Consider the following 19914-nt stretch of genomic DNA (forward strand, 5'->3'; position numbering starts at 1 on the left):
TAAAAATCCGTATCTAAAAATAGTCATAGGAGTTGACTATTTTTGACAGCATACAAAGAATCATTTCCTAAATCTAACTATTTTTCATTGACTCCTCTTGATGATGGTGTCTGGGCAGCTCTGTCTATACCGGGAACAGGCTCATGGTCAAATGCAGGAATCATTGATATAGGCGATCAAACACTTATTTTTGACGCATTCGCTACCCCCACGTCTGCCGACGATTTACGAATTGCTGCCGAAAAATTAACGGACCGTCAAGCAACACTTATTTTAAATAGCCATTATCATCTTGATCATGTGAATGGGGATCAAATTTTTCAAGATGTACCGATTATTAGTACAAAGCTCACTCGAGAACAAATAGCTAATCAACAGCCAAAACTTATAGATATATTTAAAACTAATAATACGGAACTTTTGGATCAGACAAAGGCAGAGATGGAGCAAGAAAAAAATCCTGAAAAGCGTCAGGAGTTAGAAAGTTTACTTGGCGAATATTCAATGATTATAAGGGATACGGAAAGGTTTAAGTTAACGTTGCCAACGATTACTTTTGAAGATAAGATCACTTTAAATGGAGCGAAAATGTCTGCCGAGTTTATCACCTATGGCGGGGGACATACAATCAGTGATGCCTTTCTGTATTTGCCAAAGGAGCAAATACTATTCTTAGCTGATCTTATGCACATCGGATATCACGCTGATATCAGACAGGGAAATGTGGATCATTGGATCGACATACTCAAAAAAATTAAAAAGCTAAAGATCAAAAAAATTGTTTCCGGCCATGGAGCCATTGGGACAGCAAAAGATATAGATGATATGATCAATTACCTTTACACGATCAAACAGATTGCGGTCGATTGGAGTCGGCATGGCGGCACCATTGAGAACATAAATGAAATCCAAATCCCCCCTAAATATGTATCTTATGGTGCACCAAGCATCTTCCACTACAATATAAGATCCTTGATGGAAAAAGGGATCTGATCAAGTCATTGTAAAATTACTGAGAATGAAGATATTATGGAGTCAGATAATCTTGTCTCTATTGTTTTAATAAAGCGAGTTAAGAAAGTTCTCCTCGATTCAATAAGCTTCATGAGAATAATAGTCTACTTAAGTTAAAATATCCATTCCAGCAATTTTTTATTTACTTACTGCAATGAATTATTGTGTTCATCAAAAAAATAAATGAGAACCATTTGTTTTAGCCTGAATAACAGTTTCTATAAGAACTAATTTTCGTTTGCGATTTTACTCATCGTTGCAGAAACACTGCCCGCATAACTGGAACCGAATTTGTTTAGATGAACCATCAGATAGTAGAGCTGATAGTATGCCAGCCGTTTTTCATAACCCTCATCAAACGGATAAGAGGACACGTATGCTCGGTAAAATTCAGAGGTAAAACCGCCAAAGACTGTAGTCACGCCAAGATCCAGCTCCCGATCACCATATACTGCTGCCGGATCGATTAATGCAGGGGAGCCATCTGCCAAAAACATATAGTTGCCGCCCCATAAATCTCCATGCAGCAGCACGGGCTTACTCGAATGGCGTGCCAACTCAGAGACAATGCGGTCACGGACTTTTTCATACAGCGTGACTTCGTGATTCATCCATAGTTGCTTCTTTTGCAGTAACGAACCAAGCACATCCAGACGCCGATTGACGAACAATTCCGTCCATGAATCCGTCCAATCATTATTAAACGAAATGCTGGAACCCGAATAGGGATAGTCAAAGCCGAACTTGCCATTTGGACTTTGATGGCGGTGAAGATGGGCAACCAGTTTACCTAAATCGGATTGCTTCCCGGTGCCGTGCTCAAGACAGTTAAGTAGCAAATAGGCATCACCATTTATCTGCCCGCTGGCAATTACCCGCGGAGCCTGAATGCCGGCTTCTTTAAAGGCGCTTAAACCGGCAACTTCACCTGCGTAGAAGCTTTGAGGTTGATTCGGCTGGGCGAGAAGAAAATAGCTTTCCTTGCCGGTATCGATCCGGTATGCTTGATTTACGTCGCCTCCACCTACACGCGTTACCTGTATTACATCCTCCAGCGGCAACTGGTTGATCCAGTCATTGACCATCGCGCTTCCTCCTCGTTGGCAATTGCTTTACTCTCATTATAGAACGTTCGCGGTTCATTGTTTAACACGACCTTTGAATTGCAGTGGGTATAACCAATGCTTGGTCACTGATTTACGATGTCTTTCATTGTATAATCAAAATCAGTGAGATCCTTTTCAACATAATTTTGCAATGACATCAATTGCATTTCTTTGATGGCATTAGTCCGTTCAACTTTTTTTCATGGAACACCTAAGCAGTACCGCTTTTTGACACAATTTTGGGGTAACCTATATTCAACAAGTGATTAGAGGAGAAATGGAAATGGCTTATATCGTTGATTTTAAAAATGTATCTACGGTTGGATTAGAGTATTCACCTGTAGCAGAAACGCTTGCTGGCTTACGTGCTAATGAGGCTCGGTATTTTATGAACAAATACAAGCATGAATTTACGGTTGTAACGGTTAGCGAAAGCCAGGAGACTCTTGACTATGTGAACCGAATTTTGAAAGAAGAACGTGATCTTGAATTTGCGGCCAAGCCTCTTGAAACATCGCGTTTTCAAGTGGAGAATATCAAATTTGCCTACGTCTTTTATGAGGACGGCCTTGAGGTCAACGTTATGTATATGGTTGATAACCCTAAGAAGCGGGCCGTTGGTTTTAAGCTCTCTGAAGGGATGGAGGTGCCCAAGGAGTTAGAAGGAAAGTTTAAATTTGCTCGTCAGAAGTCGAAACTAGCCGGAACGATTCGGGGGTCGTTTTTTGTCATAAAAAGAGAATATTAAAGTAAGCAAAAGTGGAGGAATTTAGCCATTTTTCGTACTTGGGCATTCTTTTTCATCCTCGGCGCACGTGCATGGCCTTTGTATTTGTTTTGCAACCGTATTAATTCTAGCATTTTTGCGAGAAATCAAGGATAGTCATTTTTATATGAATCAGCCCGCCATTATTTTTTGCTTGTGAAATAACAGTACGTCTGTTCATTGGCTACTGAACTGATAACAAAAAAGGCATCACGCCAACATGGGTTAGGAATGATGCCTGATCTTTATTTACGGTTATTTCTTCAGCGCACTGATTATTTCTACAGATAACCCGGTTAACTCGGAGATGGTATGGAGATCCATGTTCTTTTGAAGCATGCGCAGCGCCATCTCTTTTTGCGCTTCAGCCCTTCCCTCAGTTTTGCCTTCTACCTTGCCCAGAGCCTTACCCAATGCCTTACCTTTCCTAACCCCACGATCATAGAATGAATTCGGCCATTTGATTACTTGTTCTTGCTCATCTTTAGGCAATGCATGAACTTCCTTCATGAGTTGATCCACCTCATTTTCATTCAGATTTAAATAGGTCTCAAAAAATCCGTTAATCATACTGCTGCGTGCTTCATCAAGTTGCAAACGGGCCATCTGTCTGAGAAAGGAGAGTCGAACAGCGACACGTTCTTTGTTTTTATAATTCATTTTACTCATCAAAGCGGCACTGACAGGATTGTTGCTGTGCATAAATGTGCGCCAGTTCATCCTTTTTAATTCCATCTTAAAAAAACGAAACGTCATGGCATCAAGGAATGGTGTCTTGATGACGAATTCATTGGGTTCATCTCTAACTCCATCATAGCTGAAAATGGCAATCGGTAAAACAGGTTTTCTGAATTTTAGATAAATCATTGAAAAATAGGTGAACATGCGTTGCGGGAAGTGCTCTTGATGCGTATTTTGGGCTTCGACATGAATAATGAGCACACAGTTTGTTCGGTTCTTTTTAAACCGTAAAAAGTTATGCAGCAATTCTTTGAAAAGGCGGTCGTGATCAGTCACTCGATCATGCTCCTTTGGGGAAGGGATTGGATGTGGAGGAGAGGCTTGAATCTAAATAATAATTGAACTCATTTTCGTCAGAATGTAATCAGCAAAAGTACAGCGGCTGGTTCTCTTGTACAGATCGTTCCATGCCGCCGATGAGTGAACGAATTTCCTGTTTAAAGTTTACTTCCGGCCAATGAGCGGTCAGCTCTTTTAATCGCGGAGCTACGCGTTGACATTCTTCCACAGACAGGCATCCGTCGCAGTCTGAATGGTCAAGCAATGGAATGATTGGATCATTGAAATCAGCGAATGGGGTCGTTCCGCCGAAACCCTCCATTTGATTTAAATTCATGCCGATTTCAGAAGCAAGCATTTCCCTGAATTGATGAAAGAGCCCGTAAGACCAATGCGCCTCACAATGACTGAAATTGATACCCATCTCTTTCACTCCTTTTGTCGTTTCTTTCATTATTAACTCCAACGCAAGTCACTTGCAAACGACTAAAACAATAAAAAGGAGTTGATGTTAGTGCTTACATAGGGTGAAAATACATATGCTGGGTCAAAAACGATCAAGAAAAACAGTAAAAGCAATGAAACTACAATTCTGTTCTCACTTTTTTAGACGCACAAAAAAATTTCACTTAAAAATTTATAATTTAAAATATTCTTTGGCGAAAACGTTTACACACAGTGCATTATGTGCTATATTCAATTTGTAAATTGTTAACGGTTACAACAGGGTTGTAAAAACAGTTGCAAATAAGGGAAGTGTTCAGCAACCATAATAAGCAAAAGGCTTTTTGGCTTTTGTAGTCTTTGTACAGAGCGTTTTTAATGGGATTTATGTGAAAATATTCACAAATAGTACTGCTTTAAAAAATGAAATGCCAGAAAGGAGCAGGTACGATGACTTAATCATTTCAAACGATGGATGGGATCATGAACAATTATTTCCATAAAATCACTAGGCCAAAGCGACAGATACTGACGCACGGTTCATTCGTGTTTTTATTGGTTGCATGGATCATTTCTCAAATCATAAGTTTAGTAGTACAGGAGGTGAATGAGATGTCTTTGATTTTGGCGATCAATGCGGGCAGTTCGTCACTCAAATTTCAACTGTTGGATATGCCTGCAGAGAAATTAGTGACGAAGGGTTCTATTGAACGCATTGGTTTGTCCCGTTCGATCTTTACCATCATCGTAAAGGGGGAAAAAATTCAGAAAATCAATTTGATTCCTAATCACGAAACGGCTGTTCGTTTGCTATTGAGGCGACTGGTTTCCTACAAAATCATTCAGTCGTTGGATATGATCAAGGGGATTGGTCATCGTGTCGTTCATGGTGGTGAATTTTTTTCCGATTCTGCATTGGTGACGGACGACGTTATTAGGAAAATTGAAAATCTCTCGGATCTCGCACCGCTGCATAACTCTGCTAATCTCATTGGAATCAAAGTGTTCTGCAAGGTTCTACCAGGTGTACCGGAAGTTGTCGTGTTTGATACGGCTTTTCACCAGTCAATGAGTGAAGAAACCTATTTATATAGTTTACCCTATAATTATTACCAGGATTTTGCCATGCGTAAATACGGATTTCACGGAACGAGTCATAAATATGTGGCTGCCCGTGCGGCCAGATTATTAAAACGGCCGATTGAGACTTTAAAACTGATCTCCTGCCATCTGGGTAATGGGGCAAGCATCACAGCGATAAAAGGTGGTAAATCTGTCGATACATCTATGGGTTTTACGCCATTGGCCGGCATAACAATGGGGACTCGATCTGGGGATATCGATCCGGCTCTGATCCCATATATCATGGATAAAACCGATATGAATGCGTCCGAAGTCGTGACTATACTGAATAAAAAAAGTGGCATGCTCGGCATTTCGGGTGTTTCGAGCGATCTGCGTGACATAGAAAAAGAGGCCGAGCAAGGCAACCATCGGGCAAAACTAGCCATTCGAATTTTTGTTGAACGCATTCAAAAATACATCGGGTCCTATACAGTAAAAATGTCAGGAGTGGATGCAATTATTTTTACGGGGGGAATCGGTGAGCATAGTTCGATGATTCGTCGGGAGGTCCTACATGGTCTTGAATTTATGGGTGTATTTTGCGAGGAAAAAGCGAATCAGATAAACGGACAGGAATTATTGATAAGCAAAACGGATTCACCAATTAAAGCGTTAGTCATTCCCACTAACGAAGAACTAATGATCGCTTGCGACACGTTCAGATTAGCCCCAATGCATCTGAGGGAAAAATCAGGGTGATAAATCAGGTTGTAGATTATTGTAGTTTGTGTGAAAAAAATCACAAAAATAGAACTTATTTAATTAGTAAAAAGGCTACTATGTAGGGGTAATTTTACACTGGTAAGAATGTATAAAAAAATTAAAAATTCAAGGAAACGAGTGTAAGTGCAACTAAGCCTCTGTCTGCGCCAAGGCTTGCCAATCGGCAAGTTTTCTAAAATAAAAATAGAAAAAAAGGAGTTTTTAAAATGGAAAAATTAGTAAAACCTAAAGTGAATAAGGTTTTGTCTGATGATGAAAAAAAAGCTTTGATGGAAGAAGCGAAAAACTATACATCCGGATTGGTCGATAAAGCCTTGGAAGCAGAAAAAGCATATTCCAAGTTCACACAGGCACAGGTTGATAAGATTGTTGCTGCAGCAGCTCTGGCAGGATCAGAAGCAGCTTTGTTGCTTGCACATGAAGCAGTTGATGAAACCGGACGCGGCGTTGTTGAAGATAAGGATACGAAAAATCGTTTTGCAACTGAAAATGTTTACAATACAATCAAGAATGACAAAACAGTCGGTGTGATTCATGAGAATAAAGTTGCCGGCGAAGTTCAAATCGCAGCGCCATTGGGGGTATTGGCGGGGATTGTGCCAACGACTAATCCTACCTCAACGACGATGTTCAAATCATTACTGGCATTGAAAACACGCAATGCAATCGTTTTTGCCTTTCATCCGCAGGCGCAAAAATGTTCTGCTCATGCAGCCAAAATCGTATATGATGCAGCCGTAGCCGCCGGCGCGCCTAAAGATGTTATTCAATGGATTGAAAAACCGTCGCTTAACAATACAACAGCTCTAATTCGCAATACCAAAATCGCTTCTATATTAGCAACCGGAGGTCCGGGGATGGTTAATGCGGCATTGCAATCAGGTAATCCGTCCATGGGTGTCGGTGCCGGTAACGGGGCAATATTTGTTGACCACACAGCGCATCTTGACCGGGCAGTCGAAGATTTGCTGCTGTCGAAACGATTTGACAACGGAATGATCTGCGCTACTGAAAACTCAGTGGTTGTTGAAGCACCAATCTATGATCAATGGATGAACAGAATGCTGGAAAAAGGCGCCTACCTTGTTCCTAAGAAAGATTATCAAAAAATAGCTGATTTCGTTTTCAATGACAACCATGGTGTAAACGGACCGGTTGCCGGCAGACCTGCTCGATGGATTGCGGAACAGGCAGGTGTCATTCTTCCGGAGGGCAAGGATGTTATGTTGTTTGAGCTTGACCCGAAGAACATTGGCGAAAAACTCTCCTCTGAGAAGCTGTCTCCGTTGCTGTCTGTTTATAAAGCTAAGGATCGTGATCAAGGTGTTCAAATTATTGCAGCTCTTTTGGATTACCAAGGAGCAGGACACAATGCAGCGATTCAAATCGGCTCACAGGCAGATCCGTTTATCAATGAGTACGGCGAAAAGACTAAGGCCGCTCGAATTCTAGTGAATCAACCGGATTCAATCGGAGGCATTGGCGATATTTACACAGATGCACTGCGTGCAAGCTTGACTTTAGGAACAGGATCATGGGGGAAAAATTCATTGTCGCATAACTTATCAACTGAAGACTTATTGAATATCAAAACCGTCGCAAAACGTCGTAATCGTCCGCAATGGGTTCGTTTACCGGAAAAAATATATTATGAAAAAAATGCAATTTCTTATCTTCAGGACATTGAAAAAGTTTCACGGGCATTTATTGTTGCGGATCCGGGAATGGTTAAATTCGGTTTCGTTGACAAGGTTTATGAACAGTTGGAAATTCGAGATAATGTGGTGAAAACGTCGATCTATGGGACCGTTCGACCTGACCCAACACTGGGGCAGACGATCGAAATCGCAAAACAAATGAGCGAGTTCCAACCGGATACAGTCATTGCGATCGGCGGTGGATCTGCGCTAGATGCGTCTAAAATTGCCCGCTTTATCTATGAGTACTCACTGGAACAAGAACCCGGATTCTTAGACAGCTATGAAAAAGTCAGTGAGTTGTTCACACGTTTGCAACAGAAATTCATTGATATCCGCAAACGAATCGTTAAATTCCATCATCAAACGCAGACCCAGTTGGTTGCCATCCCGACAACATCCGGAACAGGGTCTGAGGTAACGCCGTACGCGGTAATCACAGACGATAACACACATGTTAAATACCCATTGACTGATTATGAACTGACACCGCAAATTGCCATCGTCGATCCGGAATTTGTCATGACCGTTCCGAAAAGAACCGTTGCGCTGTCCGGACTGGATACACTGTCTCACGCTTTGGAAGCCTATGTTTCAGTTATGGCATCTGAATTTACACGTCCGTGGTCACTGCAGGCAATTAAGCTTGTCTTTGAGAACCTGGAAGAATCGTATAAGTATGATCCTAAGAACCCGACACTCTCGGGTGAGCAGGCACGCGAAAAAATGCATTATGCTGCTACTTTGGGTGGTATGGCGTTTGCCAATGCCTTCCTTGGAATCAATCACTCGCTTGCACATAAAACCGGTGGGGAATTTGGATTACCGCATGGTTTGGCCATTTCAATCGCAATGCAGCATGTTATTCGTTTCAATGGTGTCTCCGGCAGAGTAAAACGGACGCCGTTCCCGCGTTACGAAGTATATCGCGGTCAAAAAGACTATGCCGACATTGCACGTTCTTTAGGTATGCAAGGAACGAGCGATGCAGAGCTGGTTGAAGCATTTTGCGATAAGATAGCGGCTTTAATGAAAGCTCTGGATGTTGTGCCTAAACTGTCGGCCAATGGTGTGACTCAGCAGCAATTTGACGCTGCACTTGATAAATTGGTTGATTTGATTTATAACGACCAGTGCACACCGGCGAATCCACGTCAGCCGGGATTGGATGAAATAAGACAATTGCTGATTGACCAGTTTTAATGAATATGTTTATTAGCATTAAGTAGAGCTGAAACAATAGTCCGATTCTACAGGGGTTGAACACACCTGTTTCGGATTTATTGCGTGCAACAAGTGAAGAAAGTGAATGAACCTCCTAAGGTGAACGAACAAATTCAACTTTAGGAGGATTTATTATGGTCAAATAGTCAATGGATTATGTCTCTTGCCGAAACTATTGAAAGTCAAGATCATGCACGATCATGCGCAATCCGTAATGCACATGAGTATTGAAAAAGCTAAAGAGAAGACCTATCAAATTTAATGATTTGTTCCACAAGGCTCAATTGCCATCAATGGTACGAGCGTGACAGTTGATGATGTACAACCGGGAACATTTGCTGTATCTTTGATCCCTCATTCTTTAGAAAATACGGTCACGAAACGATCAGCTCTTTTTAAATTTATTTGTTCTTCACTAAGTAGTCTAGAAGTCTAAATAAAACCGTTTTGTTTTGTTCAGGAATACCAAAGTCGGTTATTTCCTCAGCGCTTTGCACGAATTGTGAGTGATCAATATAATCTCCGTCATGGGTGAGTAATCCCTGAACACTTTTAGGGGTCATTTCCAGATGAAATTGCAAGCCAATCACTTTTTCACTGTAGATAAATCCCTGGTTTTGACATGCCGCGCTGCTCACTAATCGTTCCGCTCGATCGGGAAGTCCAAATTGCTCGCCGTGCCAGTGAAAAACAGTCAATTCCTCAGGTATAAATGGTAACCTAGAAGAAACGGAACGTATCGGAAGCCAGCCTACTTCTTTATCGCCTTGAATAACAGCGGCTCCTAATGCTTTAGCAATCTGTTGAGCGCCTAAACAGACGCCAAATACAGGTTTATTCTCGGAAATGGTCTTGCTGATTAATCTGCGCTCTTCGTCAATCCATTGTTGATCCTGATCATTTGCACTCATTGGTCCGCCGAGTAGGATCAGAAATTCAAGATCGTCGATCCGGGGTATTGAGGGATTTTCATAGAGCTTATGCATGCGAAAGGTATGGCCATTATCGTTGCCCCATTCTTCAATAGATGCGAGTCCTTCAAAGGGAACGTGCTGCACTACGTCAATGTTCATGTCATCACCCACTTTATCGATTTTGCAATCCGTCAATCAGCCTTGTTTTGCTTTGTACATTGCGGTCAATCATCCGCTTCTTGCATCTTCGTTTAAAAATCATTGATTCAATCATAGCGCATCTTTTAGCTTCAATAAAGTCTTCCCATACCAAAAAGGAACCTTAGCCGCGCGAACTTCAGGAATGAAATCGAATCATTTAATTTACAATAAATCGTTACTTCTTGACAGCGGTCAATTTTATATCCTTGGTCTTCGTTTATCCTTGAGTTATAAAAAGGAGGGGGAGGCTGTATGAACGTCCAGAAATGGGTACAGAAACATAACCAACACATCACCTATTTGACCGGTGCATTGATTGTCCTCGGCTTTTTTAGTAAAGGACTTTTTCAATGGGAATTAGGTTATACGGCGACCTTTATCGCGGCTACACTTGTCGGCTTTTTACCGGTTTTGATTCATGCATGGCAGGCCTTGAGCGTTAAGGTCATCAGCATCGAATTGTTAGTCAGTATCGCTGTGATCGGTGCCCTTTTCATTGGTGAATATAACGAATCGGCGATCGTTGTCTTTCTGTTTTTGTTCGGGAGTTATCTGGAGCAGAAAACCTTGCAGAAAACGCGCAACTCAATTAAAACCCTGACTGAAATGGCTCCGACGAAAGCTTGGGTTTATCAAGAGAATGGTCAGGTGCAGGAAACGGATAGTGATGAAGTCAATGAGGGTGATGAGCTCTTAGTGAAGACGGGTGCACAGGTCCCGGTGGATGGGGTGATCACCTCAGGTCACGGCTATCTGAATGAAGCCAGTGTCACGGGCGAATCGCGGGTTGTTGATAAGTCAGTGGGCGCGACCGTTTTTGCTGGGACTCTTTTAGACAATGGAACGTTACGCATTAAGGCAACTCGTGTGGGTGAGGATACCACATTCGGTAAGATCATTGAATTGATTGAAGAAGCTCAGGATACGAAATCACATGCGGAAAAGTTTATTGATCATTTTGCCCGCTACTATACGCCAGCCGTTCTCTTATTGGGAATAATTGTCTGGGGGATCACGCAGGACATCCGTCTGGCCATCACAATCTTAGTCCTGGGTTGCCCGGGGGCCTTAGTGATCGGTGCTCCGGTATCCAATGTCGCCGGTATCGGTAATGGCGCAAAACGCGGCGTTCTGATCAAAGGCGGCGAGATCATGAATACGTTCAGTAAGGTGGATACGTTAGTCTTTGACAAAACGGGCACGCTAACGAAAGGACAGACTGAGCTCGTAGAAATGAATGCCATGCCTGGTCAGCAACGTGGATTAGCCTATACAGCTGCTATTGAAAAGGAATCCGATCACCCACTTGGTCGGGCGATCTTAGCCTATGCCGAGGCGCATGCTATTGATTACAGTCATCTGAAGGTGACGCAAACCAAAGTGGTTAAGGGTAAGGGAATCCGGGCAGTTGTGGAAAACCAGACCGTCCTGGTTGGTAATCGTAACCTGTTAACTGAAGCCGGTGTTCAATTGAACCGCGAGCAGGAACGAAAATTAGCTGAGATGGAAGAGAAAGGAATATCCACCGTTTTAGTTGCGGTCGATCAGCAACTGGCGCTTATGCTTGGTATCGCCGATACGCCAAGAGACGGGGTTAAAGCAGCTTTAGCAGCGTTAAAAACAATGGGCATCAAAAGAATGGTTATGCTGACGGGTGACAATGTGCGGACTGCGCAGGCGATTAGCCAGCAACTTGGTATTGATGAAGTTCATGCAGAGCTGTTGCCGGAAGATAAAGTGGGTTATGTAGAAAAGTTGAAGAAGGCGGGTCATACTGTCGCTTTCATCGGGGATGGTGTCAATGACAGCCCCTCCCTTGCCTCGGCACATATTGGCATTGCCATGGGCAGCGGGACCGATGTTGCGGTGGAAACCTCAGATATAGTTTTAATGAAGTCCAGATTTACCGAGCTTGTCCATGCTTATGGATTAACGAAGAAAACGGTAAAAAATATGAAAGAAAATATTATTATTGCCATTGCTACCGTTGCGTTCTTATTGATTGGTCTGATCTTTGGCTATATTTATATGGCGAGCGGCATGTTCGTCCATGAAGTCAGCATTTTAGTGGTCATCATGAACGGGATGCGTTTGTTAAGGTACCACACGAAGCATGCTGAATAAACACGTTGCTCTTTCCGACTATTTTTCTAACACTGGGGCCCAATCTTAGAAATAAACGGAAAAATTCCGCTTAATTAGAAAATGAATGAAAAAATCGCTTAAATAGACGGAGAAAGTCCGCTTATCGAATCAAAAAACGTGAAAATGGAGGGTTTTTCTGTGCATAAGCGGAAAAATTACCCTTATGTACCTGTAAAACAAGCGCCAGGATGCATATAACCGGAAAATCTCCGCTTATTTGCATCCTGGCCGCGTTACTTAATTAAGGATCAAAATGATTTATTAGAAAACTTGCAGATTGGCAAGCCTTGGCGCAGACAGAGGCTTAGTTGCACTTACACTCGTTTCCTTGAATCTTTAATTTTTTTATACTTTTTTATCAGTGTTAGAAAACTTGGCTTCGCCAGAGGCTTGGCGAAGCCAAGTTTTCTAACAGGTAAAGAAAGTATATGATTTTTGGTTACGCAAAAGACTGTGCATCAAACGCGAAGATGTGAGACGCCTGCGGGATAGCGAGCCAAGAGAGACCCCGCAGATTCCTGCTTGTCTGAGGAGGCTCTCGGATCGCCCGCGGCAAGCGAGCAATCGGAGCGTACACAAAAATCAGGATGGTTTAAGGACCAAGCGTGGCTTGGATTTTCTAACAAGTAAAGAAAGTTTATGATTTTGAGCATGCTGGCCCCAGATAATAAATCCAGACACGTAAGCGCGAGACGCCTGCGGGATAGCGAGCCAAGAGAGACCCCGCAGATTCCTGCTTGTCTGAGGAGGCTCTCGGATCGCCCGCGGCAAGCGAGCAATCGGAGCGTACACAAAAATCAGGATGGTTTAAGGACCAAGCGTGGCTTGGATTTTCTAACAAGTAAAGAAAGTTTATGATTTTGAGCATGCTGGCCCCAGATAATAAATCCAGACACGTAAGCGCGAGACGCCTGCGGGATTAGGTGCCGGCGAGACCCCGCAGATTCCTGCCTGTTTGAGGAGGCTCGCGGTGCGCCCGCGAGCGCACCAGTTGATCGCGAGTAACCGAAGCAACGATTCAGCACCGAAAAGACACGAACCAATAACACATGGCTGGAGATTAAGGACCGGGCGCTATTTGCCCGGATTTTCTAAAAGTTGATACCTGTCAATTTATTAATGAACGAATCGCTTTAAACTGAACTAGTAAACAAAAGAAAGGGGCGTTCAAGATGACAAAAGTAATTTTACAATTAGAGGCGCTGACCTGTCCGTCATGCCTGCAAAAAATTGAAACCGGCCTTGCACATCAGGAAGGCATTTTAAAGTCGAAAGTCTTGTTTAATTCCAGCAAGGTTAAAGCAGAAATCGATACAGATAAGATCTCAGCCAAAGCGGTTGCGCAGATCGTGTCGAAACTCGGTTATGAAGTCGAATCGATAAAAGTAAAGGAAGCTTAAGGATCATAAATTCAGAGGAGGAACGCGTATGTCAATCGATGCGTTGTATGAAGCAGAAGTTTCTCAGTCGGAGAAAGATCACCACATCCCGACCTGCGGAGCGATGACCGGTCATATTTTAGCCAATCTGAAGATTCATCAGGAAAAGCTGGCTCAGGCCGTTTCTTATGCCAAAGGATCCGAGACTCCATTTTTAAAGGAATTCTTCAGCCAGGCGATCCAAACAGAAATCAGGTTATTTGACGAGCTTGCACAAGTGTTGTTAGATGAAAGTGAAGTGATTCCGACAACAACTGAGGAGTTCAACCGTTACAGTATGTTGGAGGAACATGGGAAATTCAAGTATCTCTCTGCTAAAGAATGGCTTGTGGTTGCGGTGAAAGACTTTGATACGCAAAATCTGTTTATCACGCGCGCGATTAAATTAGCTGAAAAAGAGGATAAACTGGCACTTCAAGCGCTTCTGGTGCAGCAATTAGGCTGGAATAATCGCAAGATCCGTGAGTTACAGGCGTTCTTAGGTCATGCTCCTCGAGAGGGGTTAGAAGAAGACGATGATGATTAATTAATGGAGGTTTGAATGATGGGGAAGCATAGCTGTCTGATCTTGGTCCCTCTGTTCAATCATTTGGACGAGTCTGATTTAGAAAAAATTGATCAACTGACCAAACGTCATGTCTATAAGAAAGCGGAACAGATCTTCAAACCGTATGATCAGAAGCAATTGACCATCGTAGCCAAAGGACGCATGAAAGTCTATCAGATTTCCGGCTCTGGTCGCGAGCAGCTTCTGCGCGTTGTCGAACCGGGTGGGTATGAAGGCGAAACGGCATTATTCGGTACAGAAAACGACAGCTTAATTGGCGAAGCACTTCAAGAAACGGTGGTATGCACACTGGCTCACCAAGACTTCCGGAAGCTGCTGCTGACGTATCCTCAGATCAGTCTGAAATTATTAGAGACGAATGCAGAAAAACTGGTTTCTGCGGAGAACCAGTCAAAATTTTTACTCATGGAAGCTGTAGAAACGCGATTAACGGTCTATCTGCTGGATTTAGCGAAGGCAAAGGATTCCCTGACCTTCGATTTGCCTGTGAAAATGAAGGAATTGGCGGGGTTCTTGGGTACGACTCCAGAAACGTTGTCCCGTAAATTTAAGTTATTAAAGGATAAAGCGTTGATTCATCGCGAGAAGCAAACAGTGACCTTGCTTGATCCGGAAGAACTTGAAGCGCGTTATGTCATCAATTAAAAAATCCCGTCAGGAAAAGCTGACGGGACTTTTTTTCACAGGTGAAAAATTTATAATTTTGCCTTTCTAGTACGACGATTAGTGTTACTGTTCATCATCCTCGATAAAGCGTGCAAGACGATGGCTGTAGTCACCGTCTAAGTGTACAAGATCCGCTTTGGACATATTTTCTAGAAAGCGGTCGATAATTTTAGGACCGTAATCGAGATAGAGTTCTGAGATTGATCGATTTGTCGTCACCAGCAGACTTTTCGATAACCGCGCATTGAGTATGGCGAAGATGAGCTCCTTCGTCCATGGAGTAATCCCTTCAGCACCAACATCATCCAGAATGAGCAGATCGGCATCAGCGATGAAGGCCATCAGATCGCGCTCTGTGAGCGTACTCTCTTTCGTCCAGGTTGATTTAAAGATGAGCTTTAGAGCTGGAACATCGATAAATAAGCATGTTTTATGATAGTTTTGGTCAAGCAGTTTACTGATTCCAACGGCTAAATGCGATTTTCCAAGGCCGGGTTTGCCATAATAGAACATTCTCGCCGGCTTATTTTCTCCTATTTTTTCAACAAATTCAACGGCATGTTCAACGGCATGGATCTGTGACGCATTCTGTGCGGAAAAATTTTTTAATGTTGCCTGTTTTAAGGCATCGTTGAGCGTCGACAGTTCGTTAAATCGTTCACGCTTGATTCTGTCGGCCTCTTGTAGCGCTTGCTGAGACAACGAGCAGTCACAAGGCTCGGTGATCGTCGTCCATGAACCTTTTCGCGGCCCGCCGACCATTCGCATTTTATAGACATTCAACGCTCTGCCGCAATTGCGGCAATGCGTCACATTGACTAAGCTTCGCTTCAAATCGATGCCATCTGCATTTAAGAAATTAGCTAAGCGACGCATGGTGACACCAGCCTTTATGAGATGGATTAATGCTGCGCTTAGTTCTTAGTATCATGCTTATTCCCCCGAAAGACGCGAGCACTTCGAACATAGGCAACATCCTTTACATGGAGCCTACAGTTGGCGATGCGTGCGGCGGCAAAAAAGTAATCAGAGAGACGGTTGATATAGCGCAAGGGCAGAGAGGACAGTGCCTGATCCTGCTTCATAAGACCTGCGATGCATCGCTCGGCTCGTCGTGCCACGGTGCGGGCGATGTGGAGCGAGGCGGATGCGGCCGTCCCTCCCGGCAGAATAAAGCGTTCAATGTTCGGCGCTTCATCGGTTAACGCATCGATCCGCTTCTCCAGCCAATCGACCATTTCTTGGTGTAATTTGTTCGGTCGTTCCTTAATCACGCTTGCCAGATCGCTGCCGCAGTCAAACAATTCATGTTGAATCTTCTCCAAATCATCCAAAAGATCCTGAAATAGGGCGGGATCTAGCTGGGCAATGGCCAACCCGACAAAACTATTGGTTTCGTCAACCGTTCCATAGGCTTCGATTCGAATGTCGTCCTTATCCCGCCGACCGCCAATAATGCTGGTCTGCCCCTTGTCACCCGTTCGCGTATAAATTGCCATGTTTTTTCACCTCTGCTCTAACGTCATTAAAACTTGCTATAGTACCAGACGATCTGATCATTTTTTTGAACTTTTACGGCACCAGCGCCGACATTGGGCTGTTTGCCGTTAACGGTGAACAGCCAGCCGGCTTTTTTTGAGGCTTTTTTGTTGTTTAAGCTTGTCACATAGACCATTTTGCCACTGCCGCTGCTGCTCATTTCGAGATGCTGTTTTTTACTGAATTTTTGAAGCAGGCTAAAGACGGTTTCGTTTTTTGAAAATGCGATTTTGCCTTCTTGTACATGAGAACCGTCCTTAATGCTGATAAAAGCACTTGAAGCAGCAGTTTGAGACGCACGTGCGGCTGGTTTTGCTGCAGCGTTCTGCGCCGTTTGATGTCCGGCCCAAAAGCCTGCACCAAATAATACGGCGGCTGCAAGTAGTGCAATGATGATTCTATAAATGGTTTTCATTAGTTTTGTCTCCTCTTCGTGTAGGTTGTTTGCTTAACGGGTCTGTTTGGTTAATTTACGGGATTCAGCTGCGAAGACTTTGAACAACAGCGGAGAAAACAAACCGAAAATGAGATTTCCTGCCGCGTGATAGAGATCAAAAGGCAGTCCGCTGATCCATAGACCGATGACCGTTAAGGGATTTTGGGTGAAAACAAAATAGGACAAGGCCATGATCATACCAAACACTAATCCGCTCACGAACAGCCATAAGAAATAGAGCCACTGCTTCTGTGGAAGCAGTGCGGACAGGAGTCCGATCAGTCCCCACGCGGCAAGGTGAAAAAGCGTCCAGTAGCCGAGACCAAGGAACAGATCGGAAACCAGCGCTGTTAATAGCCCTTCAGCAGCCCCCATCTTCCAGCCAAAAAACCATCCGGTCAGAATGATAATGAGTGTCGCCGGCTGGATATTCATTCCGTGAATCGCAAGCCGGCCGGCGACCGCGGCTGCAGTTAGCAAAGAGAGCAGTGTCATTTTATGAATGGCCAGCATTATGGTACCCTCCAGGTCACTTATTTTACCGGACAAGCGCCACCGACGCAGTCGCTTTGATCGACAATTTCAAGGTCTTTCTGTTCCTTGAGACGGAGCGTTTGATAGAGTTCAGCAACATCCGCGCGGATTTTGGCTTTGCGCTCAAGGTACACTGCTTTACTGATTGGCTCTTTCGGTGCTTGAGCAAAGCCATGACCACTGTATGGGAGCAGTGAAGTTGACTTGCATAACTCTCGGTATTGCTGCAGCAAATCGGCAATCTTATCCGCTTCATCTTTATGAAAAGTAATGGTACAGCTGACCGAGTTATCTGCCCAGTAAGTTTGAAGAAACAGCTGTGTCGCAAACTGCTCCTCAATCGATACATCATTCGCGGATACAAAGCTTTTATGATAGGCACCGCCTGCTTTAACCGGGAATTCGACGACCATCGTATTCTCAGAGTATACATCTTTTTCGATCGTGTAGCCGGCTTGTTGCAGTGCAGGCAGCAAGGGATCACTGTCCTGAAAACGGATGCGTTGAATCAAGTATTTATCGAAACTAAAGTGCATTCCTTCGGATATCCCGACAAGCTTTGAGACTGTTCCGGAAGGTTTGACGGTTGTGTGTTTGATTGATGGACTGCAGCCGAGTGTCTGGGAATACCGTTGATCGGCTTTGACGACCATTTGATAAAAGGCATCAACACATTGTGCCGCTTGCTCATTAAATACCGGTTTTTGATACGAAGTTCCGCTTTCCGGGTCTTGCTCATCAACGAATCCTCTGACGAGACGTTCTCCAAATCGTTCGAGTACCCAGTCTTGGATGCCGCTCATTGAGATGCCGATGCGCCGGTTCTTCTCGATGATTGTTCTTGAGCATTGCCAATCATAGTGCGAGAACGTCACGCGTTTGGCATAGCGGACGGCAAGACTGAAGACTTCTTCCATCGACCAGCCCATTTCTTCTGCAATCCCTGGGAAGACTTCAAATAAGTTGCACGGTTCGCCGTTTCCTAAAGAAATTTCGCCGCAGGGGTTGGTTCCTTCTGCGTCAGCGTCGATGCCTGGCTGACGGCCGTCTGCCAGCCGTCCGTAGTTGCGGATGTTGTCCAGATTGACGATACCCGGTTCTCCATTTTTGGCAATCGCCTCGGCAACCGCATCGTAATGATTAAAATCAGGAGTGACCAGCACACTGTTGTTTGAGGCCCAGCGATGATCCATTAATTGTTCCTGATCCTGTTTCATCGTGACGAAGGCTTGGTCGTCCGGATCACCAAGGGCAATTTCCGCACTGCGGCGCACATTGCCGGCAACGACATTTTTGCCGATTAAATTGCAGATGTCCGTGCAGTCCACGGATGTGAGCTTTTTCCCATTTGCCTGATTCAGCACACGGTTTACTGCGCCCAGCATGTCAATGAACGGAACAGGGCCTGCAGCCACACCACCGAATCCTTTAATTTTCTCCCCTTTTTCACGAATCGAGCTGACATCGATGACCACATGGGAGGCATGGTCAATCCTAGACGAGAAGTGAGCATCAATGAGCAGGGCGTTCGATTCTACCCATCCTTCGCGTGTATCCGGTGTTTGGTAACAGAGGTAAGATTTGCGGTCATGATCCTGATACCAGGTATCGGCATCTTGAGCGCCCGCTTCAAGCGCTGCTGCGTAATCGCCATTTTCTTTACTAATCAGAATATCCAGCTTCACGTGACGCGTCACCGGAGGGATTTGACAAATATTTGCTCTGGAAACGGAGAAACCGACACCGCCGCCTTTCATTAATTCGTCAAACAGGAAAGAGAAGGGCATGGATACGGCCGGCTGCTCTTTCTTCAGATAGAAAGGAACGATGTGGCTGTCCCCGTAGGCTTGGGGACGAATCGCAATAAACCAGCAATTATTCAATGCATCGCCGACACGCTGCTGATAGTCCGTACCGGAGATCCAAAGGTTGCGCCCTGATGGGGTGGAGCACAGGCTGTAAATGAGTTTAAATAAGCGCTCGGTTTCTTTTCCAAGCTCACGGACGGTTGCTTCGGATACCTGATCCTCATGGAGTCTCGGATCCAGATTAATATTGCCCTCAACCACTCGCCTTACTGTCTCGTCCCATTCTTCGTAGCGGCCAAGCGGCTCAATCCAGCGGGCATAGGTTCTTTTATAGGTGACCCATCCGAGTTCACCCCAGTGCGGCTGAACTTCTGACTTTATCTTTTGTATGTAAGCATCGGATAACTTAATCTGCATTATTTTTACTCCTCTCAACGACGTTTCCTGCTCATGATAACTAGATATTGTATTGAAGTCAACAATACGATCAATATATAGTGTTCGCGGCTTTTGGGTACAATCATGCATGGTTATCGGATTTCTGC

General features: G+C 44.1%; 17 protein-coding genes and 1 pseudogene. 9 read left to right on the forward strand and 9 right to left on the reverse strand.

The features are described from left to right. Nucleotides 1–42: 42 nt before the first annotated feature. Entirely contained in the window at nucleotides 43–993 is a 951-nt protein-coding gene (locus BM003_RS10455) for an MBL fold metallo-hydrolase (protein WP_093672823.1), read from the forward strand. Between the two features lie 248 nt (nucleotides 994–1241). Here the strand turns inward: BM003_RS10455 and BM003_RS10460 are convergent, their stop codons facing one another. Continuing rightward, entirely contained in the window at nucleotides 1242–2099 is an 858-nt protein-coding gene (locus BM003_RS10460) for a fructosamine kinase family protein (RefSeq protein WP_093672825.1), read from the reverse strand. A gap of 304 nt (nucleotides 2100–2403) precedes the next feature. Here BM003_RS10460 and BM003_RS10465 point away from each other — a divergent pair, with 304 nt between their 5' ends. Next, nucleotides 2404–2868 carry a phage tail protein gene (locus BM003_RS10465; RefSeq protein WP_093672827.1) on the forward strand — a complete coding sequence of 155 codons (465 nt, stop codon included), beginning with the start codon at nucleotides 2404–2406 and terminating at the stop codon, nucleotides 2866–2868. 273 nt (nucleotides 2869–3141) lie between these two features. Here BM003_RS10465 and BM003_RS10470 read toward each other — a convergent pair whose 3' ends face one another. Continuing rightward, nucleotides 3142–3903 carry an RpnC/YadD family protein gene (locus BM003_RS10470; protein ID WP_093672829.1) on the reverse strand — a complete coding sequence of 254 codons (762 nt, stop codon included), beginning with the start codon at nucleotides 3901–3903 and terminating at the stop codon, nucleotides 3142–3144. An 88-nt stretch (nucleotides 3904–3991) separates the two neighbouring features. Further along, the gene (locus tag BM003_RS10475; protein WP_245734204.1) at nucleotides 3992–4360 is read right to left on the reverse strand and encodes a hypothetical protein; all 369 of its coding nucleotides are present in this window, start codon (nucleotides 4358–4360) and stop codon (nucleotides 3992–3994) included. Nucleotides 4361–4962: 602 nt separating this feature from the next. Here BM003_RS10475 and BM003_RS10480 point away from each other — a divergent pair. From BM003_RS10480 to BM003_RS10490, 3 genes and pseudogenes are all read left to right on the forward strand, one after another. Then, nucleotides 4963–6174, forward strand: coding sequence for an acetate/propionate family kinase (locus tag BM003_RS10480; protein ID WP_093672831.1), 1212 nt, complete (start codon nucleotides 4963–4965; stop codon nucleotides 6172–6174). 230 nt (nucleotides 6175–6404) lie between these two features. Next, nucleotides 6405–9098: a bifunctional acetaldehyde-CoA/alcohol dehydrogenase gene (gene adhE / locus BM003_RS10485; protein ID WP_093672833.1), complete on the forward strand. Its 2694-nt coding sequence runs from the start codon at nucleotides 6405–6407 to the stop codon at nucleotides 9096–9098. A gap of 301 nt (nucleotides 9099–9399) precedes the next feature. Beyond that, nucleotides 9400–9555: pseudogene (locus tag BM003_RS10490) on the forward strand (hypothetical protein); the annotation flags it as partial. On the opposite strand, the gene BM003_RS10495 reads toward BM003_RS10490, so the two are convergent. After that, a complete protein-coding gene (locus BM003_RS10495) occupies nucleotides 9521–10192 on the reverse strand; it encodes a type 1 glutamine amidotransferase (RefSeq protein WP_093672835.1) in 672 nt (223 codons plus the stop codon). The pseudogene BM003_RS10490 and the gene BM003_RS10495 overlap by 35 nt on opposite strands. A gap of 294 nt (nucleotides 10193–10486) precedes the next feature. On the opposite strand from BM003_RS10495, the gene BM003_RS10500 reads away from it, so the two are divergent. The 4 genes from BM003_RS10500 to BM003_RS10515 all read left to right on the forward strand — a co-directional run bounded on the left by BM003_RS10500 (nucleotide 10487) and on the right by BM003_RS10515 (nucleotide 15031). After that, the gene (locus tag BM003_RS10500) at nucleotides 10487–12358 is read left to right on the forward strand and encodes a heavy metal translocating P-type ATPase (protein ID WP_093672837.1); all 1872 of its coding nucleotides are present in this window, start codon (nucleotides 10487–10489) and stop codon (nucleotides 12356–12358) included. 1193 nt (nucleotides 12359–13551) lie between these two features. Further along, entirely contained in the window at nucleotides 13552–13779 is a 228-nt protein-coding gene (locus tag BM003_RS10505) for a heavy-metal-associated domain-containing protein (RefSeq protein WP_093672839.1), read from the forward strand. A 28-nt stretch (nucleotides 13780–13807) separates the two neighbouring features. Further along, nucleotides 13808–14344 (forward strand): ferritin-like domain-containing protein, encoded by a 537-nt coding sequence (locus tag BM003_RS10510; protein ID WP_093672841.1) that lies wholly within the window; start codon nucleotides 13808–13810, stop codon nucleotides 14342–14344. Between the two features lie 18 nt (nucleotides 14345–14362). Then, nucleotides 14363–15031 (forward strand): Crp/Fnr family transcriptional regulator, encoded by a 669-nt coding sequence (locus tag BM003_RS10515; protein ID WP_218143243.1) that lies wholly within the window; start codon nucleotides 14363–14365, stop codon nucleotides 15029–15031. An 84-nt stretch (nucleotides 15032–15115) separates the two neighbouring features. Here the strand turns inward: BM003_RS10515 and BM003_RS10520 are convergent, their stop codons facing one another. The 5 genes from BM003_RS10520 to nrdJ all read right to left on the reverse strand — a co-directional run bounded on the left by BM003_RS10520 (nucleotide 15116) and on the right by nrdJ (nucleotide 19786). Continuing rightward, nucleotides 15116–15886 (reverse strand): ATP-binding protein, encoded by a 771-nt coding sequence (locus tag BM003_RS10520; RefSeq protein ID WP_245734208.1) that lies wholly within the window; start codon nucleotides 15884–15886, stop codon nucleotides 15116–15118. Between the two features lie 80 nt (nucleotides 15887–15966). Beyond that, a complete protein-coding gene (locus BM003_RS10525; RefSeq protein WP_093672846.1) occupies nucleotides 15967–16551 on the reverse strand; it encodes a cob(I)yrinic acid a,c-diamide adenosyltransferase in 585 nt (194 codons plus the stop codon). A gap of 26 nt (nucleotides 16552–16577) precedes the next feature. Continuing rightward, complete coding sequence (locus BM003_RS10530) at nucleotides 16578–17006, reverse strand: DUF4430 domain-containing protein (protein WP_093672848.1); 429 nt, start codon at nucleotides 17004–17006, stop codon at nucleotides 16578–16580. Between the two features lie 33 nt (nucleotides 17007–17039). Further along, complete coding sequence (locus BM003_RS10535) at nucleotides 17040–17540, reverse strand: DUF6580 family putative transport protein (RefSeq protein ID WP_093672850.1); 501 nt, start codon at nucleotides 17538–17540, stop codon at nucleotides 17040–17042. Between the two features lie 20 nt (nucleotides 17541–17560). Further along, the gene (gene nrdJ, locus BM003_RS10540) at nucleotides 17561–19786 is read right to left on the reverse strand and encodes a ribonucleoside-triphosphate reductase, adenosylcobalamin-dependent (RefSeq protein ID WP_093672852.1); all 2226 of its coding nucleotides are present in this window, start codon (nucleotides 19784–19786) and stop codon (nucleotides 17561–17563) included. Between the last annotated feature and the right edge of the window lie 128 nt (nucleotides 19787–19914).

The sequence above is a fragment of the Sporolactobacillus nakayamae genome (assembly GCF_900113325.1).
Classification (GTDB): Bacteria; Bacillota; Bacilli; order Bacillales; family Sporolactobacillaceae; genus Sporolactobacillus; species Sporolactobacillus nakayamae.